The organism is Acidithiobacillus sp., from assembly GCF_027322205.1.
Lineage (GTDB): Bacteria > Pseudomonadota > Gammaproteobacteria > Acidithiobacillales > Acidithiobacillaceae > Acidithiobacillus.
The window spans coordinates 1-24,593 of the sequence record NZ_DAHVHY010000027.1; the positions used below are offsets into that span (position 1 = coordinate 1).

General features: G+C 59.4%; 22 protein-coding genes. 8 read left to right on the forward strand and 14 right to left on the reverse strand.

The annotated features are described in order from the left end of the window. Both M7F93_RS06060 and gltX read right to left on the reverse strand, forming a co-directional pair. Positions 1–917: aconitase family protein (locus M7F93_RS06060; protein WP_298170630.1), on the reverse strand; the 917-nt coding region annotated here is incomplete at its 3' end. A 112-nt stretch (positions 918–1,029) separates the two neighbouring features. Further along, complete coding sequence (gene gltX / locus M7F93_RS06065) at positions 1,030–2,430, reverse strand: glutamate--tRNA ligase (protein WP_298170634.1); 1,401 nt, start codon at positions 2,428–2,430, stop codon at positions 1,030–1,032. A 232-nt stretch (positions 2,431–2,662) separates the two neighbouring features. On the opposite strand from gltX, the gene M7F93_RS06070 reads away from it, so the two are divergent. Both M7F93_RS06070 and M7F93_RS06075 read left to right on the forward strand, forming a co-directional pair. Continuing rightward, the gene (locus M7F93_RS06070; RefSeq protein ID WP_298170636.1) at positions 2,663–4,477 is read left to right on the forward strand and encodes a LysM peptidoglycan-binding domain-containing protein; all 1,815 of its coding nucleotides are present in this window, start codon (positions 2,663–2,665) and stop codon (positions 4,475–4,477) included. A gap of 23 nt (positions 4,478–4,500) precedes the next feature. Then, the gene (locus tag M7F93_RS06075; RefSeq protein ID WP_298170638.1) at positions 4,501–5,274 is read left to right on the forward strand and encodes an enoyl-ACP reductase FabI; all 774 of its coding nucleotides are present in this window, start codon (positions 4,501–4,503) and stop codon (positions 5,272–5,274) included. A gap of 30 nt (positions 5,275–5,304) precedes the next feature. Here M7F93_RS06075 and tal read toward each other — a convergent pair whose 3' ends face one another. Continuing rightward, positions 5,305–6,396, reverse strand: coding sequence for a transaldolase (gene tal / locus M7F93_RS06080; protein ID WP_298170640.1), 1,092 nt, complete (start codon positions 6,394–6,396; stop codon positions 5,305–5,307). A gap of 323 nt (positions 6,397–6,719) precedes the next feature. On the opposite strand from tal, the gene M7F93_RS06085 reads away from it, so the two are divergent. From M7F93_RS06085 to gloA, 5 genes are all read left to right on the forward strand, one after another. After that, positions 6,720–7,946 (forward strand): aspartate kinase, encoded by a 1,227-nt coding sequence (locus M7F93_RS06085; protein WP_298170642.1) that lies wholly within the window; start codon positions 6,720–6,722, stop codon positions 7,944–7,946. Further along, positions 7,946–9,112 (forward strand): aspartate aminotransferase family protein, encoded by a 1,167-nt coding sequence (locus M7F93_RS06090; RefSeq protein WP_298170644.1) that lies wholly within the window; start codon positions 7,946–7,948, stop codon positions 9,110–9,112. Before M7F93_RS06085 ends, M7F93_RS06090 begins: the two co-directional genes overlap by 1 nt. Then, positions 9,109–10,044 carry an ornithine carbamoyltransferase gene (gene argF / locus M7F93_RS06095; RefSeq protein ID WP_298170646.1) on the forward strand — a complete coding sequence of 312 codons (936 nt, stop codon included), beginning with the start codon at positions 9,109–9,111 and terminating at the stop codon, positions 10,042–10,044. The genes M7F93_RS06090 and argF overlap by 4 nt, the downstream gene beginning before the upstream one ends. A 3-nt stretch (positions 10,045–10,047) precedes the next feature. Beyond that, positions 10,048–11,247 (forward strand): argininosuccinate synthase, encoded by a 1,200-nt coding sequence (locus tag M7F93_RS06100; protein WP_298170649.1) that lies wholly within the window; start codon positions 10,048–10,050, stop codon positions 11,245–11,247. Between the two features lie 76 nt (positions 11,248–11,323). Further along, on the forward strand, positions 11,324–11,731 hold the full coding sequence (gene gloA / locus M7F93_RS06105; RefSeq protein ID WP_298170651.1) for a lactoylglutathione lyase: 408 nt from the start codon (positions 11,324–11,326) through the stop codon (positions 11,729–11,731). A gap of 67 nt (positions 11,732–11,798) precedes the next feature. On the opposite strand, the gene dnaQ is transcribed toward gloA, so the two are convergent. From dnaQ to M7F93_RS06120, 3 genes are read right to left on the reverse strand one after another with little or no spacing between them, the layout of a single operon-like run. Next, positions 11,799–12,542 (reverse strand): DNA polymerase III subunit epsilon, encoded by a 744-nt coding sequence (dnaQ, locus tag M7F93_RS06110; RefSeq protein WP_298170653.1) that lies wholly within the window; start codon positions 12,540–12,542, stop codon positions 11,799–11,801. Further along, a complete protein-coding gene (gene rnhA / locus M7F93_RS06115) occupies positions 12,533–13,009 on the reverse strand; it encodes a ribonuclease HI (protein ID WP_298170655.1) in 477 nt (158 codons plus the stop codon). The genes dnaQ and rnhA overlap by 10 nt, the downstream gene beginning before the upstream one ends. Next, positions 12,991–13,797 carry a class I SAM-dependent methyltransferase gene (locus M7F93_RS06120; protein ID WP_298170658.1) on the reverse strand — a complete coding sequence of 269 codons (807 nt, stop codon included), beginning with the start codon at positions 13,795–13,797 and terminating at the stop codon, positions 12,991–12,993. The genes rnhA and M7F93_RS06120 overlap by 19 nt, the downstream gene beginning before the upstream one ends. A 109-nt stretch (positions 13,798–13,906) precedes the next feature. Between M7F93_RS06120 and gloB the strand changes: the two genes are divergently transcribed. Beyond that, on the forward strand, positions 13,907–14,659 hold the full coding sequence (gene gloB / locus M7F93_RS06125; protein ID WP_298170661.1) for a hydroxyacylglutathione hydrolase: 753 nt from the start codon (positions 13,907–13,909) through the stop codon (positions 14,657–14,659). A gap of 1 nt (position 14,660) precedes the next feature. Here the strand turns inward: gloB and M7F93_RS06130 are convergent, their stop codons facing one another. From M7F93_RS06130 to M7F93_RS06165, 8 genes are all read right to left on the reverse strand, one after another. After that, entirely contained in the window at positions 14,661–15,851 is a 1,191-nt protein-coding gene (locus M7F93_RS06130; protein WP_298170666.1) for a M16 family metallopeptidase, read from the reverse strand. Positions 15,852–16,073: 222 nt separating this feature from the next. Then, positions 16,074–18,152 carry a polyribonucleotide nucleotidyltransferase gene (pnp, locus tag M7F93_RS06135; RefSeq protein ID WP_298170668.1) on the reverse strand — a complete coding sequence of 693 codons (2,079 nt, stop codon included), beginning with the start codon at positions 18,150–18,152 and terminating at the stop codon, positions 16,074–16,076. A gap of 10 nt (positions 18,153–18,162) precedes the next feature. Then, a complete protein-coding gene (gene rpsO, locus M7F93_RS06140) occupies positions 18,163–18,432 on the reverse strand; it encodes a 30S ribosomal protein S15 (protein ID WP_298170675.1) in 270 nt (89 codons plus the stop codon). Between the two features lie 39 nt (positions 18,433–18,471). Further along, a complete protein-coding gene (gene truB / locus M7F93_RS06145; protein ID WP_298170679.1) occupies positions 18,472–19,353 on the reverse strand; it encodes a tRNA pseudouridine(55) synthase TruB in 882 nt (293 codons plus the stop codon). After that, positions 19,350–19,748 carry a ribosome-binding factor A gene (locus M7F93_RS06150; protein ID WP_298170681.1) on the reverse strand — a complete coding sequence of 133 codons (399 nt, stop codon included), beginning with the start codon at positions 19,746–19,748 and terminating at the stop codon, positions 19,350–19,352. The genes truB and M7F93_RS06150 overlap by 4 nt, the downstream gene beginning before the upstream one ends. Positions 19,749–19,754: 6 nt before the next feature. After that, on the reverse strand, positions 19,755–22,394 hold the full coding sequence (gene infB / locus M7F93_RS06155) for a translation initiation factor IF-2 (RefSeq protein ID WP_298170683.1): 2,640 nt from the start codon (positions 22,392–22,394) through the stop codon (positions 19,755–19,757). Between the two features lie 59 nt (positions 22,395–22,453). Beyond that, positions 22,454–23,935, reverse strand: coding sequence for a transcription termination factor NusA (gene nusA / locus M7F93_RS06160; protein WP_298170685.1), 1,482 nt, complete (start codon positions 23,933–23,935; stop codon positions 22,454–22,456). Between the two features lie 31 nt (positions 23,936–23,966). Continuing rightward, positions 23,967–24,593, reverse strand: a 627-nt coding sequence (locus M7F93_RS06165) for a ribosome maturation factor RimP (RefSeq protein WP_298170688.1), incomplete at its 5' end; no start/stop codon positions are given.

Genomic DNA, 24,593 nt, shown 5'->3' on the forward strand with positions numbered 1-24,593 from the left:
ATCAAATCCGTGTAGGACGAGTTGGTGCAGGATCCGATAGCCACCTGCGCCACCGGCGTTCCCGCCACCTCGCGCACTTTCCGGACGTTGTCGGGGCTGTGCGGACAGGCGATGAGGGGCTCCAACTGGTCGAGATCGATTTCCAGCACCTCGTCATAGCTGGCATCGGCATCCAGCACCCACTCCGACCAGGAGGCATCGCGCCCCTGCGCTGCCAGGTAACGGCGGGTCACGGCGTCGCTGGGGAAGACACTGGTGGTGGCGCCCAATTCGGCACCCATGTTGGTGATGGTCGCCCGCTCCGGCACACTGAGGTGGGCGACGCCCGGCCCGAAGTACTCGAACACTTTGCCGACACCGCCCTTCACTGTCTTGTGGCGCAGGACTTCGAGGATAATGTCCTTGGCGCTGACAAAAGGCTGCAAGCGGCCAATCAGCTTGACCCCGACCACCTGCGGCATATTGAGGTTGAAAGGCAACCCGCCCATGGCCAGGGCAATGTCGAGACCGCCCGCACCAATGGCCAGCATGCCCGCTCCGCCGGAAGTCGGCGTGTGGGAATCGGAGCCCAGCAGGGTGCCGCCCGGCCTGGAAAAGCGCTCCAGGTGCACCTGATGGCAGATGCCGTTGCCGGGGCGCGAGAAATGCACGCCGTATTTCGCGGCAAAGCTTTGCAGAAAACGATGATCATCAGCGTTCTCAAAACCCGACTGGAGCATGTTGTGGTCCACATAGGACACCGAGAGCTCCGTGCGCACCCGCGGCAAGCCGAGGGCCTCGAATTGCAGATAGGCCATGGTCCCCGTGGCGTCCTGGGTCAGGGTCTGGTCGATACGGATTGCGATAGAGCTCCCCGCTTCCAGCGTGCCACTGACCAAATGGGCGGCAATAATCTTCTGGGTGACATTCATAGCCATGCACTGCTCTCCTGAATCTGCGGGAAATCGGTCGGGAACAACGGACGCCTCCATCATCGCAAAAGCACCGCTCCGCGCCAAGTATCAGCAGACCCTAAATGGCGAAAAGGGACTAGATCCAGGCGGTCGCCCGCTGCAGACGCGCCAACGTCTCTTCCCTGCCAAATAAAGCCAGCGTCGCATCAATAGGCGGTGACACCGCCCGCCCGGCCACCGCCACCCGCAGGGGTTGCGCGACCTTGCCCATCTTACCGTCGGCATGGGTCACCGCCAGTTCCTGTAGCACGCTGTGAATCGCCGCCGCCTCCCAGTTCGGCAACGCGCCGAGCGCCTGGGTCATGGTCGCCAGCAATGCGCCCTGTCCGTGCAGATGTTTCTCCACATCTTTGGGTTCACCGGCCACCGGCGCCACATAAAACATCGCCGCCGCCGCCGCCATCTCCACCAAGGTCTTGGACCGCTCCTGCAACAGCGCCACCACCGCCGGGAGGGTCGGTCCGGCCGCCAGCAAAGACTCGGTTACGCCCACGGCGTTGAGGTAAGGCAGCAGATGCTGCGTCAGCCCTTCCGGCGTCAGCCGTTGCATATGCTGGGCATTGATCCACAACAGCTTCTCCGGGTTGAAGGCCGATGCCGCCTTGTTCACCGTATCAATGCGGAAAAATTCCACCATTTCCTCGCGGGTAAAGATTTCCTGATCGCCATGGGACCAGCCCAGCCGCACCAGAAAATTGAGCAGCGCGTCGGGCAAAAAACCCTGCTCACGGTATTCCAGCACACTCACCGCCCCGTGACGCTTGGACAGCTTTTGCTTGTCTGGCCCGAGAATCATCGGCACATGGGCATAAGCGGGCACCTGGGCGCCGAGCGCCTGCAGAATCTGCATCTGCCGCGGCGTATTATTGAGATGATCGTCACCGCGGATCACATGGGTGATCCCCATATCCCAGTCATCCACCACCACGCAGAAGTTGTAGGTCGGCGTCCCGTCGGAGCGCGCGATAATCAGATCGTCCAGTTCACTGTTCTGAAAGCGCACCGTACCGTGAATCAGGTCTTCCACCACGGTCTCACCGCCATCCGGGCTGCGGAAGCGGATCACCGGTGTGACCCCATCACGCGCTGCCGTGCGCTGCCGGCAACGTCCGTCATAGCGCGGTTTCTCGCCGCGCCCGCGCTGATTTTCGCGCATGGCATCCACTTCCTCACGACTGCAATAGCAATGATAGGCCGTCCCCGCCGCCAGCATCTGCGCCAGCACTTCCCGGTAACGGTCCATGCGCTGCATCTGATAGAACGGACCCTCGTCCCAGTCCAGCCCCAGCCAAGCCATCCCCTCCAGAATGGCGGCTGTCGCTTCCAGCGTCGAGCGCTCCACATCCGTATCCTCGATACGCAGAACGAAGTGCCCCCCCTGCTGACGCGCGTGCAGCCAGGAGTAAAGCGCGGTGCGCACACCGCCAATATGCAGATAACCGGTGGGACTGGGGGCGAAACGGGTACGAACGGACATGGTGCGCAACCTGAGACTGTCGAAAACCGGATAATAACAGCCTCTTTGACCTGCCGGTATCCTTATAGAGACCGACAAACATCGTTTGACTCGGGGCATTCCTTTTGCTTACTATCCATGTAACGGGCAGCAAGCATCATGCCAACCCCATGTTTATAATGATATCCTTTTATGAATAGGGTTATATCTGCGGGATGCCCATTGTGGATCGAATCCGCCAAGAAGGAGCAGCATGAAAAAGCGAATCATCGCTATCGCCACACTGGTGGCGCTAGGGAGCATTCCTATGGCCTGGGCGGATAGCCAAGCCATAGGCCTGCAACAAAGCGATCTTCAGAGTGGTGCAGCCGAAGCTTTGAACGCCACCGGACAGGCTGCGGAGCTACAAGACGGCGGATCAGCCAACGGGCAACGCAGCAATGCTTCCGGCCTATCGGCTACCCTGCAGCAATTTGAAGCGTCAGGTGCCTTTGGCAACCAGACGAAGCCTAGTAATGTCTGGGCGCATATTGACGACGGCCTACGACTTAGCGATGTCTCCCGGGTGGAAGTCGACAAATGGCGCACCTGGTTCCTGCAACATCAGGGCAAACTGGAACAAATTCTCGATAACTCCCGTCCCTTCCTTTATTACGTAGTGTCAGCAGTTGCGCAGCGCGGCCTGCCCATGGAGTTGGCGCTGCTACCGGCCATCGAAAGCGGCTACAATCCCAAGGCCTATTCTCCGGCGGCCGCAGCGGGCCTTTGGCAATTTGTACCGGGTACCGCGCGCAGTTTCGGCCTGCAAAACACCCGCTACGGTGACCCCCGCCTGAGCCTCACCGCCTCCACGAATGCGGCCCTCGATTATCTGTCTTACCTCTATAACTATTTCGGTGGCAACTGGCTCCTCGCCATCGCCTCCTACAATGCCGGACAGGGCACGGTTTCCGCGGCCATCCAGCAAAATGTCGCGGCAGGCAAGCCCACGGATTTCTGGGATCTCAATCTCCCGGAGCAAACGGAAAACTACGTTGCCGAGTTGCTCGCCCTGGCGCAAATCATCAAAAACGCCAATGCCTACCATATTTCCCTGCCCTCCATTCCCAATGCGGCACATATTGCGGTGGTGACCACCCCAAAATCCGTGGCTCTGAATGTAGCAGCAACGCTGATGAATATGCCGGTCAGCGAATTACAGCACCTCAATGCCGGGCTGAGTTATGGCGTCGCACCGGCTGATTACCAGCTCGTGGTTCCCAAGGACAAGGCTAGAACGCTAAAAACTGCGCTATTGACGACGCCCCAGGAAGCGGCTACGCGACCTGCAGGCGCTGTGCCCGCAACGGTGCCACAACTCAGCCATATCACCCTCCGCCCCGGTGAGACGCTCTGGCATCTGGCACAACGGGCCGGGGTCAGCATTACCGATCTCAAACGCTGGAATCACATCCGTTCCGCGCGCGACCTGCAAGTCGGTCAGCACCTCGTAATTTATGGCTCCGGTGGATTGCGTAATGCGGTATACGCGCAACATAATCGTCAGATCACCGTCCATTCCGGCAATACCCTCTCACAACTGGCTCAACACGTAGGCGTCAGCGTCCACGACCTCATGCGCTGGAACCATATCCGTTCCGCGCGCGACCTGCAGGTCGGTGAGACGCTCACGGTACATGGCGGTGCTGCTGCACCGGTCTATACGGCCTTGCGCGGTCGCCAGCGCCTTACTGTCCGGCCTGGTGAAAGTCTGTGGCAAATCGCACAACGCGCCGGGGTCGGCGTCGCCGTACTGGCCCACGCCAATCACCTCACCGAGCAGACCGTCCTCCATCCCGGACAAGTGCTGAATATCCCAGCACAAACAGTGGTCGCCGCCATCAGCCACCGGCAGGAGCGCGCCGCTACACAGGCACGGACGACGACTTATGTGGTGCGTCAGGGAGACACGCTCTGGCAGATTGCCCAGCAATTCCATGTCCAGCCCAAATCGCTGATTCAGTGGAATCGTCTGGCCTCGGCCAGCGATATTCAGCCGGGCTCACGTCTCACCATTTATACGCGCTGATTCTGGCGTAAGGGGTTTTTGCAATGGGTTTTATGGAAGGTAAAAAGGCACTGGTTGTCGGCGTGGCTAATGACCGCTCCATCTGCTGGGGCATCGCTCAGGCTATGCATCGTCAGGGCGCGAACGTGCTGCTCACCTATCAGGGCGAGCGCACCCAAAGCCGAGTGGAAGAGCTGGCAAGCCAGATCGGTGCCCCAGAGCCCCTGGAACTGGACCTGATGAACGAAGAGCAACTGGCTGGCACCATGCGCAAGATCCAGTCGCTCTGGGGTGGCGTCGATATCGGCATTCATGGCGCCGCTTTTGCGCCCAAAGACGAGCTCAGCGGCAACTATCTGGACGCCACCACCCGCGAGGGCTTCCGCATTGCCCACGAGGTATCCTCTTACAGCTTCACCGCCATGGCCAAGGCCATGCACCCGCTCATGCAGGGGCGGCAGGGCGCCTTGCTGGCCCTCAGCTACCTTGGCGCCGAGCGCGCCATGGCCAACTACAATGTGATGGGACTCGCCAAGGCCAGCCTTGAAGCCAACGTCCGTTATCTCGCCTACGCGATGGGGCCGGACGGCATCCGCGTCAACGCCATTTCCGCCGGCCCTATCCGCACCCTCGCGGCCAGCGGTATCGGCGAGTTCCGCAAAATCCTAGATCACTATGCGGAACATGCGCCCCTGCACCGCAACGTGACACAAGAGGAAGTCGGCAACACCGCCGCCTTCCTCTGCTCCGACCTCGCTTCTGGCATCACCGGCGAGATCACCTACGTAGACGCCGGTTTCAACACCGTCGGCTTCTGAGACGTACGCCGAACCATCACGGCGCGCCGCTCACCCCATTGCGCGCGCCACCTCCGCCAGCATTTCCTCAAAACTCTTGGCAAAAGCGGCCATACCTTCGGCCTGCAACTGCTCCGCCACAGCTCCGTCCATATCGATACCCAGGCTGGCCAGTCGCGCCATGATCTGCTGTGCCTCTGCCATATTATCTTCGATCCGTGCCACCAGGCTGCCGTGGTCACGGAGTCTGATCAACGTTTCATCGGGCAAAGTATTGATCGTCTGCGGCCCCATCAGCGGCTCGACGTAGAGCAAATCGGAATAAGCAGCGTTTTTGGTACTGGTACTCGCCCAGAGCAGATACTGGGGTCTTGCACCCGCCGTGCGCAGCGCCACAAAGTCCTTACCATGGAAAGCCCTCTGATAAATGGCGTACGCAGATTTCGCCATCGCCACAGCCGCCTTACCACGCAACGCCAAAGCCTCTGGCGTGCCAATAGCCTCCAGCTTTTGATCGACCAGCGTATCCACCCGCGACAGGAAAAGGCTGGCGACCGCTTTCACCTTGCGCGGATCACCGCCACTGGTCACCCACTGCACCATTCCTTTCTGATAGGCCGCGAATACATCACGGACATGTTTTAGCCCAAACATCAGGGTCACGTTGACTGACACACCGCGGCCAATGAGCGTTGCGAAGGCACGGATACCTGCGGGCGTGGCCGGCACCTTGATCAGCAGATTATCCCGCTGCACCAGCCCGCGCAGCCGTTGCGCCTCAGTCACCGTAGCGGCCTCATCCTGCCCCAGCCGCGGTGACTCCTCCCAGCTCACCCAGCCATCGTCACCGTCCGTTTCCACATGCACCGGATGCAACAAATCGCAGGCTTTGCGCAGATCATCCACCACCAGACGCTCATACAATCGTTCTGCGGAGTCTGCAGGCTGGCGCAGATCCTGCTGATAGTATGGGCTGGAGTGGATCGCCTTTTGAAAAATACTGGGGTTGGAGGTTACCCCACTGATCCCGTCCTCGTCGATATAACGCCGCAAAATATCGTCATGGATGAGGGTGCGAGACAGATTATCCAGCCAGATACTTTGTCCAACCTGCTTCCTGAGTGCCCGTAAATCCGTTGCCATGCCAATTCTCCTGACTTGATTCTGCCGATATATACAACATCCACCCAATCTTCAGTCTAGCAGACCAGAGTCTGGCAAACCGTGGTATGGACTGCCAGCTCCGGTCTAGGAACGGCAACGGGCGTTCGCCGCGCAGTCGCGGCCACCGGACCACATCCTCTGGCCCGCACTTTTCTTCATTGGGGCTCATGTTGAAAATGCGCTGCCTGCGGCGTTGAAAGCAGTCGGGCACCACGTCGCAAACAACTTCCGCAGCGCGTCCTGTACAGACCCCGCCGCAACGATTTATCATCTGCCCTTAATTTTTCATAAAATCACTGAAAATGGCACTCATCGTACAGAAATTTGGCGGCACTTCCGTGGGCAGCGTGGAACGCATCCGGGCCGTCGCGGGACGGGTCACGGCCAGTCATCGCGCCGGTCATCAGGTGGTAGTGGTGGTTTCCGCCATGTCTGGCGAGACGGACCGCCTCCTGCAACTGGCGCGCGCCCTGGCCGATGCCCCGGCAGAACGCGAACTGGACACCCTGCTCAGCACCGGCGAGCAGGTCACCATTGCGCTGCTGAGCATGGCGTTGGAAAGCATCGGGCAACCCGCCATTTCGTTCACCGGCGGGCAGGTCGCCATCATGACCGATTCGGCCCATAACCGGGCACGCATCGAGCATATTGACGATCACAAGATCCGGGCGGCACTGGATGCCGGCAAGATTGTGGTCGTGGCGGGCTTTCAGGGGGTCGATCCGCATGGCAATATCACCACCCTGGGTCGCGGTGGTTCGGATACCACCGCTGTGGCCCTGGCGGCGGCGCTGCATGCCGATGAGTGCGATATTTTCACGGACGTGGACGGCATTTACACCACCGACCCGCGGGTGGAATCCCGGGCGCGCCGCCTGGATCGCATCACCTTTGAAGAAATGCTGGAAATGGCCAGCCTCGGTGCCAAGGTTCTGCAAACCCGCTCCGTCGAATTCGCCATGAAATACCATGTTCCCGTGCGGGTCTTGTCGTCTTTTCAGGATGGACCCGGCACTCTGGTCACCAATGAGGAAAATTCTGTGGAAGCTCCCCGCGTCTCCGGCATCGCCTTCTCCCGCAATGAGGCCAAGATCACCGTCGTCGGCGTGCCCGACCATCCGGGTATCGCCTATGCCATTCTGGGTCCGATTTCTGCGGCCAATATCAATGTGGATGTGATCCTCCAGAATGTTTCGGAGGCGGGTAAAACCGACTTCACCTTCACGGTGGACCGCAATGATTTTGCCAAGACCCAGGATATTCTCCAGGGCGTGGCCCAGCAACTCGGCGCCGAGAACGTCCGGGGCGACACCCATATCGTCAAGGTTTCCGTGGTGGGCGTCGGGATGCGCTCCCATGCCGGTATCGCCGCCACCATGTTTGAAACGCTGGCACGGGAAAACATCAACATCCAGATGATTTCCACCTCCGAAATCAAGATTTCGGTCGTCATTGAAGAAAAATATCTGGAACTCGCGGTGCGGGCACTGCACGCGGCTTTCGCCCTGGACGGGGAGGCACCAGTCTGATGCCACTCATGCCCACTTATGCCCGACTGCCGGTCGCTTTTGTACGGGGTGAGGGAGTATGGCTCTATGATACCGAGGGGCGCCGTTATCTGGACGCCCTGGCAGGGATCGCCGTCTGTGGTCTGGGGCACAGCCATCCGGCCGTTACCCGTGCCTTGCAGGCCCAGGCCGGGCAACTGCTGCACACCTCCAATCTCTACCATATTCCGGCGCAGGAAAAACTGTCTGACACCCTCTGCGCCGTCAGCGGCATGGATGCGGCCTTTTTCTGCAACAGCGGCGCAGAGGCCAATGAAGCGGCCATCAAAATCGCCCGCCTCCACGGTCATGGCAAAGGCATCGCCGAACCGCAGGTTCTGGTGTTCAGCAACGCTTTTCATGGCCGCACCCTGGCGGCACTGACGGCCACCGGTAATTTCCGCATCCAGGAAGGCTTCGGCCCCTTGGTGCCGGGCTTTGTGCGCGCCCCTTATGGCGACCTCCACACCGTCCGCGCGCTGGTTGAAGCCAACCCCGGCATTTGCGCCATTCTCGTCGAACCTGTGCAGGGCGAAGGCGGTGTGCGCCCGGCGCCTGAGGGCTTCCTGACCGGGCTGCGGGAGGTCTGCGATACGCATGGGCTGCTCCTGATACTGGACGAAGTGCAGACCGGCATCGGCCGTACCGGGGCCTTCTTCGCCTACCAGCAGATTCCCGGCTTACGACCCGACGTGCTCAGTCTGGCCAAAGGGCTGGGCAACGGGGTACCCATCGGCGCCATGCTGGCGCGTCAGCCGACCGCCGCGCTCTTCGGACCGGGTAAACACGGCACCACTTTCGGCGGCGGGCCTCTGGTCTGCGCCGCCGCCCAGGCGGTGCTCGACACCATGCAGCAAGAGGCCATCCCCGCCCATGCGGAACAAATGGGGGTTCTGCTCCGTCAGCGTCTGCGCGCGCGTCTCGGCCAGCATCCCGAGGTGGTGGAGGTGCGCGGCATGGGTCTGATGGTGGGTATCGAACTGGCCCATAAGCCCGAGCGTCTGGTGGAACGCGCCTTGGAGGCGGGTCTGCTCATCAACGTCACTGCCGAACGGGTGATCCGTCTGTTGCCGCCGCTGATTCTGCAAGAAGCAGAAATCGACCTCCTCGTCGCTGGCCTCGCCAGCCTTCTGGAATCCGCATCATGAAGGTCCGTCACTTTTTGCGTCTCTCCGATCTCAGCCCCAGCGAACTGCGAGCGCTCCTGCAGCGCGCCATCACCCTGAAGAAAATCCAGCATACGGGCGAACGCTACGCCCCCTGCGCGGGCCGGACACTGGCGATGGTCTTTGAGAAATCCTCCACCCGCACCCGCGTGTCCTTTGAGACGGGCATGGCGCAACTGGGCGGCCACGCCCTTTTCCTCTCGCCACGGGATACCCAACTGGGGCGCGGCGAGAGCATCGAGGACACCGCCAGGGTGATCTCGCGCATGGTCGATATGGTGATGATCCGCACCTTCGGTCACGACAATCTCATCCGCTTCGCCGCCGCGTCGCGGGTGCCGGTGATCAACGGGCTCTCCGACGACCACCACCCCTGTCAGCTCCTCGCCGACCTGATGACGGCGACGGAACACTGGGGTGACCTGCGCGGCAGGACCGTGGCCTATATCGGCGACGGCAGCAATAATATGGCCCACTCCTGGATGGAAGCCGCGCAGATTTTCGACTTTCAACTGCGCATCGGCAGCCCGGCGGGTTACGCACCGACCGCCGCGATGTTGCAGACCGGCGGTAATCACGTCACGATCCTGCATGATGCCGTGGCCGCGGTGCGCGGTGCCGACCTGATTGTCACCGACGTCTGGACCAGCATGGGTCAGGAAGAAGAGGCCGCCGCACGCAAGGCGATTCTCGCCCCCTTCCAGGTCAACGCCACCCTCATGGCCGCCGCGACGCCGGACGCCTTATTTATGCACTGCCTTCCTGCCCACCGTGGCGAAGAGGTCAGCGCCGAGGTCATCGACGGACCCCGCTCTGTCGTCTGGGACGAGGCGGAAAACCGCCTCCACGCCCAGAAAGCCCTAATGGAATTATTATTTGGCATCGGCCCCGTGGCCGCACTGCAAGGAGATTGATGCATGGTCAAGAAAGTCGTTCTCGCCTATTCCGGTGGCCTGGATACCTCGGTCATCCTCAAATGGCTGCAAGATCAGTATCAGTGCGATGTGGTCACCTTCACCGCCGACATCGGCCAGGGTGAAGAGCTGGAACCGGCGCGCGCCAAGGCGGAGAAGCTCGGCGCCAGGGAAATCTTCATTGATGATCTGCGCCAGGAATTCGTCCGTGATTACGTCTTTCCCATGTTCCGCGCCAACACCCTCTACGAGGGCGAGTACCTGCTGGGCACCTCCATCGCCCGGCCCCTCATCGCCAAGCGCATGGTGGAAATCGCCGCCGACGTGGGTGCCGATGCCGTCGCCCACGGGGCTACCGGCAAGGGCAACGATCAGGTGCGTTTTGAGCTGGGGGCATACGCCCTCAATCCGGACATTCAGGTGATTGCCCCCTGGCGGGAATGGGACCTGAACTCCCGCGAAAAGCTCCTCGCCTATGCCGAACGGCATGGCATTCCGGTGGAACGCCACGGCAAGAAATCCCCCTACTCCATGGATGCCAACCTGCTGCATATTTCTTATGAAGGCGGCATTCTCGAAGACCCCTGGGCGGAAGCCGAAGACAGCATGTGGCGCTGGACCACGGCGCCGGAGCAAGCGCCAGATCAGCCCCGTTATCTGGAGATCACCTACGCGCACGGCGACCCCATTGCCATCGACGGCGAGCCGCTCAATCCCGCGCAGTTGCTGGCGCACCTCAACACCGTCGGCGGCGAGCATGGCATCGGGCGCCTGGATATTGTCGAAAACCGCTACGTCGGCATGAAATCCCGGGGCTGCTACGAGACTCCCGGCGGCACCATTCTGCTCAAGGCCCATCGCGCCATCGAGTCCATCACCCTGGACCGGGAAGTCGCCCATCTCAAGGATGAACTCATGCCCCGCTACGCCAGTATAATCTACAACGGCTTCTGGTGGAGCCCGGAACGCCGCGCCCTGCAGACGCTCATCGATCAGACCCAGCGATTGGTCAATGGCGTGGTGCGCCTCAAACTCTACAAAGGGAGTTGTATGGTGGTGGGACGGCAGTCGCAGGAGAGTCTCTTTGACCCCCGTATTGCCACCTTTGAAGATGATGCCGGTGCCTACAATCAGAAGGATGCCGAAGGCTTCATCAAACTCAATGCGCTGCGCTTGCGTATTGAAAAGCGCCTGCAGGGCTGATTTCGGCAGTCCGTAAAAGGCCATCCACCGGGGTGGCGCTCGCGGACTATCATTCGCTCAACATGAGGAGGAAATCATGCGTCTCTTGCACACCATGCTGCGCGTCGGGGACCTGGATCGCGCCATTGCTTTTTATACCGAAATACTCGGTATGCGTCTTCTGCGTCGCAAGGATTATCCCGATGGCAAATTCACCCTGGCCTTTGTCGGTTATCAGGACGAAAGCGCTGGTGCGGTCATTGAGCTGACCTACAACTGGGGCGTCGACCACTACACCCTCGGCGAAGCCTTCGGCCACATCGCCCTCGAAGTAGAAAATGCCGCAGCCGCCTGCGATGCCATCCGTGCGCGCGGTGGCAAGGTAGTGCGTGAGGCGGGGCCGATGAAACACGGCACGACCATCATCGCCTTCGTGGAAGACCCCGATGGCTACCGCATCGAACTCATTGAACGTAAACCCGACTTCGCGGAGCATCCGGCCTGAGCTTCAGTCCCGGTGACCCAACATCCGCGTCCAAGCGTAACGAGGATGTTTCCGGTAAGTACCCGGACTATCCTCGCCACGATCCATCCTCTGACCACAATGCAGTGCCGCCCATATTCTGCAAATATTGCTGATGGATAGCGCGCTCATCCGGACTGGCACGAATCACCCGCAAGGCGCCTCGCGTCCACGCTAATGTCGCAGGAATGACCGTATTCTGACTATCTGCAGAGGCTTGCGCCTCTGTGGCCGCAGCGGGAGCGCCATCGGCAGCGCCCAACAACCCCATCATATCCACCTGCCCACCCGTCATCGCTAGGTAAACCTCAGCCAGTATCTCGCAATCCAGCAAGGCCCCGTGCAACTCACGATGGCTGTTATCTACCCCATAACGCCGACACAAGCTGTTCAGGTCATTCTTCTGACCGGGATGGCGACGGCGGGCATTCACAAGCGTGTCCAGCACCGTCTGCCCTAGAGGCGCTTTTTTTACCTGCTGCAATTCGTGGTTCAAAAAGCCCAGATCAAAAGGTGCGTTGTGGACAATAAGTTCCGCGTCACCCAGAAACTCCAGAAAAGCGTCCGCGACCTCGGCAAAACCCGGCTTATCCCGCAAAAACGCATCGGTCAGTCCATGCACCCGCAGGGCCTCGGGATCGCTGCTGCGCTGCGGATTGAGATATTGCTGGTAATGCACCCCCGTCACTCGCCGGTCGATCAGTTCCACCGCGCCGATTTCAATTACCCGGTGCCCCTGTTTCCAGTCGATGCCCGTGGTTTCCGTATCCAGTACCACCTGCCTCACAGCCATCCTTCGCCCTCCTGTACCCGCCCGCCCGCGACACATTGATCCATGACCAGATTCAGTAACGCATCTACCCGCTCATTCTCGACATGCCCCGAGTGCCCTCTTACCCATTCCCATTGGATCTCGTGACGTGCCGCCACGGCCGCCAACTGCTCCCAGATATCCTGATTTTTCACGCCCCCCCCACCTGCCGTTCGCCAACCCCGGCGCTGCCAGCCAGCCAGCCATTGGGTCATGCCATCGCGCAGATAACGGGAATCACTGACTACCCGCACAATACTAGGACGCTTGAGTGCCTCCAGGCCGCGCCATGCCGCCGTCAATTCCATCCGGTTGTTCGTCGTTTCCGGGACGAAGCCCCACAAGACCTTTTCCTGCCCTGCCAGCCGCAGCCATACCCCCCAGGCACCGATACCAGGATTACCGCGGCAACCACCATCGGTGAATAAGTCTATGATTTTTTCGGACATGTCGCAGGGTTCTCAGCAGAATCAGGATCGGGATAAACATAGGCGACGGGCGCTTCGGAACGGACTTTTTGACGTCCGGAACGCAACTTGAGCGGAAGCAGCGCGCCGAGCAACGGGCGCTCAGGGTCACGCCGCTGCGCCAGCAACAGATAGGCGTTGGCACCCGCCGGCCACCAGCGATCGCCCATCAGTTCCATCCACTGCGCATTACGCTTCAGGCCCGGCACGGAATATTGAAAGTAGCGTCCCTCGCGCAGCGCAAAATCCTGCTCTTCCAGCAGGGACCGCAGTCGTCCCGGGGGCAGAAAGGGACGCCGCCACGGCCAACTGCGGTCCCGGCGCCAGAGGTGCCAGCGGCGGACCACACTCAGACTGCCCCCTGGATTGAAATCCATAATCAGCACATGTCCCTCGGGACGCAGCACCCGCCAGCACTCCTCCAGCACCGCCTGCGGATTGGCCATCCGGGTGAGACAGAAGGGGACAATCACCAGATCGAAACGCATGGCCGCAAAGGGCATCGCCTCACAGGCGCCGTAGGCTTGCAGATATTCGTCGGAAGACAACACAAAACCGTCATTGAGCAGCACCCAGATGGGCTCGTGACTGGGCGGCAGGCCCCAGAAAACGGGTTGGCCGAGTTGCAGAATGGTCTCCGGCTGCAGACGTTCTATCCAGCGCGGCAGTATATCCCGGACCCGCTCCAGCAAGAGGCGGCCGCTGCTGCTCTCCCACCAGATGGCGGCACGACGCTCCCGCGGTCGGCTGCGACGTTCCGGATTCTGCATATCAACACCATTGCCATGCAGCAGCGAAAAAAGAGAACACTGGCGTCCACCACTCCAAATTCAATGCCATAATAGGCCCATGGTACCCTGTCAGTAGCGAGAAGCAAAAATGCCCATTCATTTCATCCCGGCCTTCACAGACAACTATATCTACATCACAGAAACCCCCAAAGGGGTATGGATTATCGACCCTGGTTGCGCAGAACCCGTCTTCACCTGGTGTGCTGAACATCAGATCCGCCCCAGCGCCATTCTCTGCACCCATCATCATGCGGACCACACCGGCGGCGTGGCAGCACTGGCGCAGCATTTTCGCCTACCGGTCTATGGCGCCAACCAACGCATCCCGCAACTCACCCATGCGGTCAGCGCGGGCCGCTTAACGCTGGATACGGAGTCGCTCGTGGTATTGGAAGTGCCCGGCCATACCCGCGATCATCTCGCCTATATCTGGAAAGACGCGCTTTTCTGCGGAGATACTCTCTTCGCCGCAGGTTGCGGGCGCCTTTTTGAGGGCAGCGCAGCGCAGATGTTTCACAGCCTGCAACAGTTCGCCGCATTGCCGGAGGATACCACCGTCTACTGCGCCCACGAATACACCCTCAGCAATCTGCGCTTCGCGGCACAGGTCGATCCGGATAACCCAGTCATAACCCGGCGCCAAAAAGAGGCCACCGGACAGCGCGCGCGCAACGAGGCGACCTTGCCCTCCACCATCGCTCTGGAGCGCGCCAGCAACCCCTTCCTGCGCTGCCATGAAGCTGCTCTGATACACAGTGCCAACCACTTCGACCCCAGCACCGGCGACAACCCTGTCCGCGTCTTCAGCACACTACGTCGCTGGAAAGATCACTTTTCCTGAGTCAACGTCGTGCTGGCAGGCACACCAGTTCAAAGCGCTCTGTCCAAGCCTCACGCAAGATCCGCAGAACGGTATCGGCGTCCACAGAGGCAAGGGTCTGGAGGGACTCTTTTACTGGCACCAGGCGCCCCAGATACAGCCATTGTCGCGTCAGACGACTCATACGAATTTCCGCATCCTCCTGTCCCAGCAGGAGCTGAATCCGCAGACTGCGCTTCGCCCAGGCCATATCCTCCACCGTCGGCCCATGCTCCAGTAATGTCGCCAGAACCTCCGCCATGGCCGCTGCCGCCTGAGCTTGCTGTGCCCCCGGTGTGGCCGCATAGAGCGTCCACTCCCCGCAATCACGGAGGGGGTCGAGATGAGAAAATACCTGATAGGCCAACCCCCGTTTTTCACGCAGTTCGCGGAACAGATAGGACGCCGTGCCGCCGCCCAGTATGGCATTGGCTACCACATAAGCCAGATAGTCCTCCGCAGCAACGCTACAAGCTGGCGCCATCCAGATCAGATGCGCCTGTTGCGCCTGGGCGCGGCGCAGGCGTTTCTGTCCGCCATGAAACTGCGGAGTGGGCATTGCGGCACGGGCGCCATGGCGCGGTCCCCAGAAAGCCGCCTCCGCCCAGGCACAGAGCGCCGTATGCTCCACTTCCCCGACGGCGGCGACAATCAGTGGCGACTCGGCAAGGACCCGCTGGTGATAGGCTTGCAAGCGCTTCCGACTGGCTGACCGAATACACTGTGCGTTCCCCAGCACCGGCCAAGCCAAGGGATGCGCTCCCCAGATTTCCGCGAGAACACGCTCCTGCGCCCAATCCTCCACATCCTCAGCGGCCATGGCCGCCTCTTGCGCGACCACCCGCTTTTCGAGGCGCAGGTCGGCGTGGTCAAAGCGCGGTTTCGTCAGCAGCTCGATCAGCAGCGCAAAGGCTTCAGCAGCATCCTCCGCCAGCACGGTCCCGTGAAGCACCGTGCTTTCGCGATCCGTAAATGCATTAATGGTGCCGCCCAGCGACTCCATGGCCGTATTGAGCGCATCGCCATCCCGCGCCGTGCTACCTTTGAAGAGCATATGCTCCAGCAAATGGGCAAAGCCATTTTCGTCCGGGGACTGGTCCCGGCTGCCATTGCCAACGGTCAGAGACAAAGCCACGCTGCGGCGTCCGGGCTGGCGCTCACTGATCACCGTCACACCGTTATCCAGCGTTGTACAGAGCGGTTCGGTAACGCACGTCATGTCAGGAGGGAATAACAAAAAAGTGTGTGCAAAGAGAAAGACATTCTTAAAATCATCCATTTTTCGGGAGACATCTGCGCTCACCGGTAATCCACAAAAAGGCAGGGGGGGACCATACCCGTCCACCCCTGCCACTATAGGCGTTCAACCACGTTGATAATGATGTCAGCGGACCGCTTATTGCGGGACATCCTTCATGCTCAGTTTGATCTTGCCCTGACGATCCACTTCCAGAACTTTGACCCGCACCGCCTGCCCTTCCTTGAGATGGTCATGGACATCACTGACCCGCTCGTTGCTGATCTGGGAAATGTGGAGCAGGCCATCCCGTCCTGGTAGAATTGTCACAAAGGCACCAAAATCCATGATCTTGGCCACTTTGCCATCATAAATGGTATCGACCTGCACATCAGCCGTCAGCAGTTCGATACGCCGTCGCGCTGCGGCGCCCGCTTCGCCATCCACAGAAGCGATAGTCACTGTGCCATTGTCCTGGATGTCGATAGTCGCCCCAGTTTCTTCGGTCAGGGCACGGATGACCTTGCCGCCCGGTCCGATAACGTCGCGAATGCGATCCGGATTGATCTGGATGGTGATAATACGCGGTGCATAGTCAGACAGCTCGCCACGGCTCACAGACAGCACGCCATTCATCAGCCCAAGGATATGCAGCCGCCCGGCCAGCGCCTGCTTGAGCGCCTGTGCCATGATTTCCCGGGTAATCCCGTCGATCTTGATATCCATCTGCAGGGCAGTCACCCCCTGTTCGGTGCCCGCCACCTTGAAATCCATATCACCCAGATGATCTTCGTCACCCAGGATATCGGTGAGGACGGCAAAACGGTCGCCTTCCTTGATGAGGCCCATGGCCACACCCGCCACCGGCGCCTTGAGGGGCACACCGGCATCCATCAGCGCCAGGGAGGCACCACAAACCGTCGCCATGCTGGAAGAGCCATTGGACTCCAGCACTTCAGAGACCACCCGCAAACTGTACGGGAATTCGCTGTTACTTGGCAGGACCGCCGCTATCGCCCGCTTCGCCAAGCGCCCGTGACCGATTTCCCGGCGTTTGGGGGAGCCCACCATGCCCGTCTCACCGGTAGAGAAGGGTGGAAAGTTATAATGCAGCATAAAACGGTCACGACTCTCCCCTTGCAGGGCATCGATGATCTGCTCATCGCCCTTGGTGCCCAAAGTCGCCACCACCAGGGCTTGGGTTTCACCCCGGGTAAAGAGCGCCGAACCGTGGGTCCGCGGCAATACGCCCGCCTCAATGGTGATAGGACGCACCGTCTTGCTGTCCCGACCATCAATGCGCGGCGCGCCATCCAAAATGCGGCCGCGCACAATGCTGGTTTCAATTTTTTTCAACAGACCACGAACCAGATCGCCGCGCTGTGCATCTTCTGCGGCAAAGGCTATCGCCATCGACTGCTGCACTTCTTCCAGGCGCTTGCTGCGTGCCTGCTTATCCATCAGGGCATAAGCCTCCTGCAAGAGCGGGGTGGCTTTCTCGCGCACCAGCGTGCCCAGTGCCGCATCGGCCACCGGCGCCACCCACTCCCAGCGCGATTTACCGGCTTCCCGCGCCAGGGCCTCAATCGTCTCAATGACCGGCTGGAACTGCGCGTGACCGAACATCACCGCTTCCAGCATGATTTCTTCGGACAATTGCTGCGCCTCAGACTCCACCATGAGTACCGCCTGCCGGGTCCCTGACACCACGAGATCCAGCTGCGAGCTACTCAGTTGCGAGTAACTGGGGTTCAGCACATATTGTCCGTCAATATAACCCACCCGGGCCGCACCAATCGGACCATGGAACGGAATTCCGGAAATCATCAAGGCCGCCGAAGCACCGACCAGCGCCAAAATATCGGGATCGTTATCCCGATCCACCGACAGCACCGTGGCGATCACCTGCACTTCATTCATGAAGCCCTTGGGAAAGAGCGGCCGAATGGGACGATCAATCAAACGTGAAGTCAGCGTCTCTTTTTCAGCAGGCCGCCCTTCTCGCTTAAAGAAGCCACCGGGAATTTTGCCCGCTGCATAGGTCTTTTCCTGATAGTTCACCGTCAACGGAAAGAAATCCTGGCCCGGCTTCATCTCCCGGCGGGCCACCGCCGTTACCAGAACGACCGTATCCCCACTAGAAACCAATACCGCACCGTCTGCCTGGCGTGCCATACGACCCGTTTCCAGTTGCAGGCGGCGACCACCAAAATCTACTTCTTTCCGAATAATGGCCAAGACCTTCTCCTTACTTACGCAGACCCAGACGTTCGATCAGCGTGCGATAGCGATCCATATCCCGCTTCTTCAAATAGTCCAGCAACTTGCGGCGTTGACCAACCATTTTTAAAAGGCCCTGACGGGAATGGTGGTCATGTTTATTGATCTTAAAATGATCGGCCAACCCTTCAATACGGGTGGTCAGCAGGGCGACCTGCACTTCAGGAGAACCCGTATCCCCCACATGCGTGGCATAACCCTGGACAACTTCTGCTTTGATATCACGAGACAACGACATAATTCCTTCTCCTCGGAAATTCTAAAAAAACAATGATCCCTAGTTTACGCTCATGAGGCGGCGAGGCGCCACCCTTCCGTCGTCCATGACCTCTCCCAAACCGAGGAACTGCTCTCCCGGTCCATAGAGGCGAATGCGCCCGCGGGAAGGTGCGTAAGCAACCACGACCCCCTGTCCCTGACGCAGATAATAGGCGGTGTTCTCCGTCAGAGTCACCGCCGGCAAATATTTCAAAGCCAGATCCATAGCCTTAAGTGGACACTCCCCACGCCCAAGCACATCGGCAAGCTCTTCCAAGGTCAACGCCTGCGCAATATCAAAGGGACCGGTAGAGGTCCGCCGCAACCCATCGACATGCGCACCACACCCCAGTGCTGCACCAATATCCACCGCCAGACTGCGGATATAGGTGCCCTTGGAACAGTGCACATCCAGCACCAAACGGTCACCGTCCAACGAAATCAGGTCGAGCGCATCGATGCGTACCTGCCGCGCCGCCCGCTCCACCTCCAGGCCCATGCGCGCCAGCTCGTACAGCGGCCTGCCACCCTGCTTGATCGCCGAATACATGGGCGGGATTTGCGCGATCTCACCGAGAAACTGCGGCAACACCGCACGCACCTGCTCAGCGCTGACGGTTACCGGCCGCTCTTCGAGAATTTTTCCCTCGCTGTCACCCGTCGTCGTGACCTGCCCCAGACGCAGTGTCGCCAGATAGGACTTGTCCGCGTTGAGAATATAGTCCGAGACTTTAGTAGCCTCACCAAAAAGCAAGACCAGCAACCCGGTAGCGATGGGATCGAGACTACCCGTATGCCCGGCTTTTTTAATGCCGAGCAAGCGTTTAGCCCGCTGCAAGGCCGCATTAGACGTCACCCCTGCAGGCTTATCGAGGAGCAACAGACCATGCTGACAACTCATGGCAGATCCTCCTGTTCTGGTTCCTGCGTCGGCGGCAGATGCGCCAAGAGTTCCGCCATTTCTGCACCACGATCAAAACGCGCATCGTAAATAAAATGCAAGGGCGGAATGCGCCGCAAGGCCAAACGCTTTCCCAGTAGCTGACGAACTTCTCCGGCGTGATTCTGTAACACCTGACGCACCATATCAGCCCGCTCAGGACCATCCATCAACGAAAAATACACGGTCGCCGAGCGCATATCTGTCGGCAAATCCACCATGGTGATACTGGGGGGCAGCAGGGCCAAATCGGAAGGCATCCCATGCAGACGTGGCAACACCGCTGCTATCTCTTCCCGCAGTAAATGGGCCACCCTGGCGCCGCGCGGATACGCACGATGAGAACTATGCAACACCGACTCCTAGACCGTTCGTGCCACTTCGGTGGTTTCGAAAGCCTCAATAACGTCGCCGTTTTTCAGATCATTGAAGTTGCGGACACCCACACCACACTCAAAGCCTTCACGCACTTCTTTGACATCTTCTTTGAAGCGCCGCAAAGAATCCATTTCTCCGGCATGAATGACCACATCCTGACGGAGCACCCGGACCTTGGCGTTACGCCGCAAGATGCCGTCGGTAACCATACAACCAGCAATCATACCCACCTTGGGTACCCGGAACGTATCGCGCACCTGCGCATGACCCAGAATACGCTCACGGATTTCGGGAGCGAGCATACCACTCATAGCGGCTTTCACCTCGTCCACCGCATCATAAATGACGCTGTGATAACGGACATCCACACCGCTATGGTCAACCAGACGCCGGGCAGGCGCTTCCGCCCGCACGTTGAAGCCGATGATAACCGCCTGAGATGCCGCGGCGAGATTCACATCGGACTCCGTGATGCCACCGACCCCGGAGTGAATGACATTGACCTTCACCTCGGCAGTGGAAAGGCGCTCCAGCGTCGTGGCCAAAGCCTCTACGGAACCCTGTACATCCGCCTTAATCAGCAAGTTCAACTGCTGCAACTGGCCATCTGCAGCGGCCTCGAACAGGCTTTCCAGCGTCGCTTTCTGATGCTTCGCCAGACGCACGTCACGGAATTTACCCTGGCGAAAGAGCGCCACTTCGCGGGCTTTACGCTCATCGGCCACTACGACCACCTCGTCACCGGCGTGGGGTACATCCCCCAGACCCAGCACTTCTGCCGGCATGCCAGGAGCCACCGACTGCGTCGACTGGCCCGTATCATCCACCAACGCCCGCACCCGTCCAAACTGTGCTCCAGCCAGAAGCATATCACCCGTATGCAGGGTGCCCTGACGTACCAGCACAGAGGCCACGACGCCGCGTCCACGATCCAGTCGGGACTCGATGACCACGCCCTTCGCCGGGCCGTTCACCTGGACATCTAGATCCAGCATCTCCGCCTGTAACAAAATGGCGTCAAGCAAATCATCAATATGCAGCCCGGTCTTTGCAGAGACATTTACAAATTGAGTGTCACCACCCCACTCCTCAGGCACCACTTCATGGCCGGCGAGTTCCTGGCGTATGCGTTCTGGGTCTACGGACGGCTTATCGATCTTGTTAACCGCCACCACAATGGGCACTTTAGCAGCCTTGGCATGGTGAATCGCCTCAATCGTCTGCGGCATTACCCCGTCATCGGCTGCCACCACCAGCACGACAATATCGGTTGCCTGCGCACCACGAGCACGCATGGCCGTAAACGCCTCGTGGCCCGGCGTATCAAGGAAAGTCACCATCCCTTTGGGGGTCTCCACATGGTAGGCGCCGATATGCTGGGTAATACCCCCGGCCTCACCACTGGCTACCTGTGTAGAGCGAATCCGGTCCAATAGCGACGTTTTACCGTGGTCCACATGCCCCATGACCGTCACCACCGGAGGCCGTCGACCGATGATCGGGGTCTCCGCAGTCCCATCTTCTACCAAGAAGGCCTCGGGACTGGTAATTCCCACCAACTTCACCTTGTGCCCCAGTTCCTCTACGACAATGGCGGCGGTTTCCTGATCAATCACCTGATTGATAGTAGCCATCACCCCCATCTTCATCATCGTTTTGATCACGTCAGTGGCCTTAATCGCCATCCGGCTAGCCAACTCACCTACAGTAATCGTTTCGGGAATCGCCACTTCGCGAATGATCGGCGCTGCCGCCCATTCACTGGTGGCAGGCCCCCCCTTGCCGCGGCCTCGTTTATCTCCGGACTTGCGGCGCCGTGCCAGGGCATCGGCATTGCCGCCCTCATCACTACGTCGCCCGCCCCGCCGGGCAGCACCACTGCGGCGGGCATCATCATCCCCGGCGCGCGCGCCCCCCGGCCCGGCTTTCTTGCCTTTCGCTGGCGTCGCCGCGGCAGGGGTTCTGCTGGCCGGTGATGTCGATGCGAGTCGTGCGCGATCCGCACTGATTACCGGTGTTCTGCTGCGATCAGGCCTAGATCGTTCTGAACTGCGCGAAGGTGTCGGTGCCAGCTTCACTTCAGGGGACGATGGAATCTGTTGCACCGGAGGTTCCGTCATCGCCAACGCTGTAGCCCCGTCATGTGCCCGCTGCACTTCCTGTTGATCGGCCACAACTTCCGCAAGCACCTGCGCTGACTCTCCTGTAGAAACCTTTTCTGTAGCCGACACCGGCTCCAGCGCCGACTCCATTAAAACCGGGATCACCTGATCACCACTTGGAGATTGTTCGGAGATAACAGATTCCACGGCCTCTTCGACCGCCGCTTCTCGTTTGACGTAAGTCCGCTTACGGCGCACTTCTACCTGCACCGTACGTGATTTCCCGGCGCCTACAGACTGTTTGATTTCCGTAGTGCTGGTGCGGTTGAGTGTAATGCGGCGTAACTCTCCACCGCCCTCTCCGTGCGCACTGCGCAACGAAGCGAGAAGACGATGTTTGTCATCCTCAGTGACCACATCCTCGGCCGTATTCTTGGGAATGCCCGCAGCGTTCAACTGCTCTAACAGCCGAGCATCCGTTACACCCAATTCAGCAGCAAAATTGGCGACAGTTACCGTCATAATCCTCATTCTCCAAAACCGCTACCCCACAGACATACGTCGCGAGGACAGGGTCTGTATCAAACAAACCAGGGCGCACGCGCCTCCAGAATGAGAGCTTTGGCCCGCTCTTCATCCACACCGACCATCTCGCATAGCTCGCTCGTAGCCAGTTCCGCCAAGTCCTCGGAAGTAACAACACCTTTACTGGCCAGCAAGTGCGCCAAGCCCCTATCCATACCTTTCAGGGACAGCAAATCCTCTGCAGGTTCACTGAGTGCTACCTGTTCTTCCTGGGCAATAGCCTTATTGAGCAGGACATCGCGCGCACGGCGCCGCAATTCACTGACGAGATCCTCGTCCAATCCCTCAATCTCCGTCATCTCGGCGACCGGAACATAAGCCACTTCCTCAATAGAAGTAAAGCCCTCGCTGACCAGCAAGCCCGCCAAATCCTCATCCACCCCCAGTTCCTGGATGAAGTGATTGAGGAAGGTCGACTCTTCTTCGTCACGCTTGGTCTGGGCCTCTTCCTCAGTCAGAATATTGATGGTCCAGCCCGTCAATTGCGTGGCCAACCTGACGTTCTGACCACCCCGGCCGATGGCCTGCGACAAATGCTCAGGCCCGACTACCACATCCATACTGTGCGTATTCTCATCCACCACGATGCTGGACACTTCCGCAGGCGAGAGGGCGTTGATCACATAGCTGGCCGGATCGGCCGCCCAGATCACAATATCAATCCGCTCGCCTTTCAACTCATTGATGACCGTCTGCACCCGGTTGCCGCGCAGACCGACACAGGCGCCCACCGGGTCGACACGCGGATCGTTGGAGCGCACGGCCAGTTTCGCCCGCAAACCCGGATCACGTGCGGCCCCCATGATTTCGATCATCCCGTTTCCGATTTCCGGGACTTCCTGGGCGAACAGCTTAATCAGCAACTCGGGGCTGGTCCGCGACAAAAAGAGCTGTGGCCCCCGCTGCACACGGCGCACATCTTGGAGATACGCGCGCACGCGATCACCGGGACGGATAGCTTCGCGCGGCATCATCTCTTCTTTAGGAAGAATGGCCTCGGCCCGCCCCATATCGACGATGGCATTGCCTTTTTCCAGGCGTTTGACCAGGCCGCTGATGATATCACCCTTACGTAACGCAAAGTCCGAGACAATTCTATCGCGCTCGGCATCCCGCACTTTTTGCACAATCACCTGCTTGGCCGTTTGTGCGGCGATCCGCCCGAACTCGACGGGGGGCAACACTTCTTCGACATAAGCACCCAGTTCGATATCAGGACGGGTTTGCCGGGCATCGCTCAGACGAAGCTGCTGATCCGCTTCAAAAGCCGTACTCTCATCCGCTACCACTTCCCACAGACGGCGGGTTACATAGTCGCCGGTCTTACGATCCACATCCACCGCGATATGCCAGTCCTGCCCATATTTCTTTTTGGAGGCGGAGACCAGAGACGCCTCCAAGGCCTGGAAAATCACTTCCCGGTCCACATCCTTCTCATGGGCGACGGCATCCGCCAGATAAAGAAGTTCACGACTCATTGACCTGCTCCTCTCTGCATGTTCCGTCTACTCACCATTGGGGAACCAGCCTTGCATTGTGGATATCTTCCAGTGCAACCGCCCAGCGCCCCTCAGCATTTTTCAAAACCACTTTCTGATCTTCAACGCCCAGTAACTCTCCCTGCACACGGCGCCGCCCTTGCGTCAACCCCTGCAGGTGAATCTCGGCTTGAGATCCTTTAAATCGTTCAAAATCGTGTAAATTTTTTAGCGGCCTATCCAAGCCGGGACTGGACACTTCCAGACGGTATGCAGCATTGATGGGATTTTCCACATCAAGCCACAGGCTGAGCTGACGACTCACCGCGGCGCAGTCTTCGATGGTAACAGCCGCTGTTTCAGCTTTCTCTATGAAGACTTGTAACATCACTGTGCGCCCCGTGCGCACCATACGCGCATCTACCAAGGCGCAACCTACGGCGCCTACTTGCTGGGCAATTCCTTCATAAAGTCGATCTTCCACGTTCACCATTCCCAGTACAGAAACAAAAAGTGGGCACTTTGGCCCACTTTTTTGCGGATGATACGCAGAATCGTCACAAAAAACAACCCCGCCTCGGAGTATTGAGGCGGGGTTGATGTGGTATAGGTGTCTGGCGGTGACCGACTTTCGCGGAGGGAGACCCTCAACTATCAT

Excerpts from the sequence above, each read along its gene's own strand:
- gltX (WP_298170634.1), bottom strand. The coding sequence starts at position 2,430 with ATGTCCGTTCGTACCCGTTTCGCCCCCAGTCCCACCGGTTATCTGCAT.
- M7F93_RS06070 (WP_298170636.1), top strand. The coding sequence starts at position 2,663 with ATGAAAAAGCGAATCATCGCTATCGCCACACTGGTGGCGCTAGGGAGC.
- M7F93_RS06075 (WP_298170638.1), top strand. The coding sequence starts at position 4,501 with ATGGGTTTTATGGAAGGTAAAAAGGCACTGGTTGTCGGCGTGGCTAAT.
- tal (WP_298170640.1), bottom strand. The coding sequence starts at position 6,396 with ATGGCAACGGATTTACGGGCACTCAGGAAGCAGGTTGGACAAAGTATC.
- M7F93_RS06085 (WP_298170642.1), top strand. The coding sequence starts at position 6,720 with ATGGCACTCATCGTACAGAAATTTGGCGGCACTTCCGTGGGCAGCGTG.
- M7F93_RS06090 (WP_298170644.1), top strand. The coding sequence starts at position 7,946 with ATGCCACTCATGCCCACTTATGCCCGACTGCCGGTCGCTTTTGTACGG.
- argF (WP_298170646.1), top strand. The coding sequence starts at position 9,109 with ATGAAGGTCCGTCACTTTTTGCGTCTCTCCGATCTCAGCCCCAGCGAA.
- M7F93_RS06100 (WP_298170649.1), top strand. The coding sequence starts at position 10,048 with ATGGTCAAGAAAGTCGTTCTCGCCTATTCCGGTGGCCTGGATACCTCG.
- gloA (WP_298170651.1), top strand. The coding sequence starts at position 11,324 with ATGCGTCTCTTGCACACCATGCTGCGCGTCGGGGACCTGGATCGCGCC.
- dnaQ (WP_298170653.1), bottom strand. The coding sequence starts at position 12,542 with ATGGCTGTGAGGCAGGTGGTACTGGATACGGAAACCACGGGCATCGAC.
- rnhA (WP_298170655.1), bottom strand. The coding sequence starts at position 13,009 with ATGTCCGAAAAAATCATAGACTTATTCACCGATGGTGGTTGCCGCGGT.
- M7F93_RS06120 (WP_298170658.1), bottom strand. The coding sequence starts at position 13,797 with ATGCAGAATCCGGAACGTCGCAGCCGACCGCGGGAGCGTCGTGCCGCC.
- gloB (WP_298170661.1), top strand. The coding sequence starts at position 13,907 with ATGCCCATTCATTTCATCCCGGCCTTCACAGACAACTATATCTACATC.
- rpsO (WP_298170675.1), bottom strand. The coding sequence starts at position 18,432 with ATGTCGTTGTCTCGTGATATCAAAGCAGAAGTTGTCCAGGGTTATGCC.
- truB (WP_298170679.1), bottom strand. The coding sequence starts at position 19,353 with ATGAGTTGTCAGCATGGTCTGTTGCTCCTCGATAAGCCTGCAGGGGTG.
- infB (WP_298170683.1), bottom strand. The coding sequence starts at position 22,394 with ATGACGGTAACTGTCGCCAATTTTGCTGCTGAATTGGGTGTAACGGAT.
- nusA (WP_298170685.1), bottom strand. The coding sequence starts at position 23,935 with ATGAGTCGTGAACTTCTTTATCTGGCGGATGCCGTCGCCCATGAGAAG.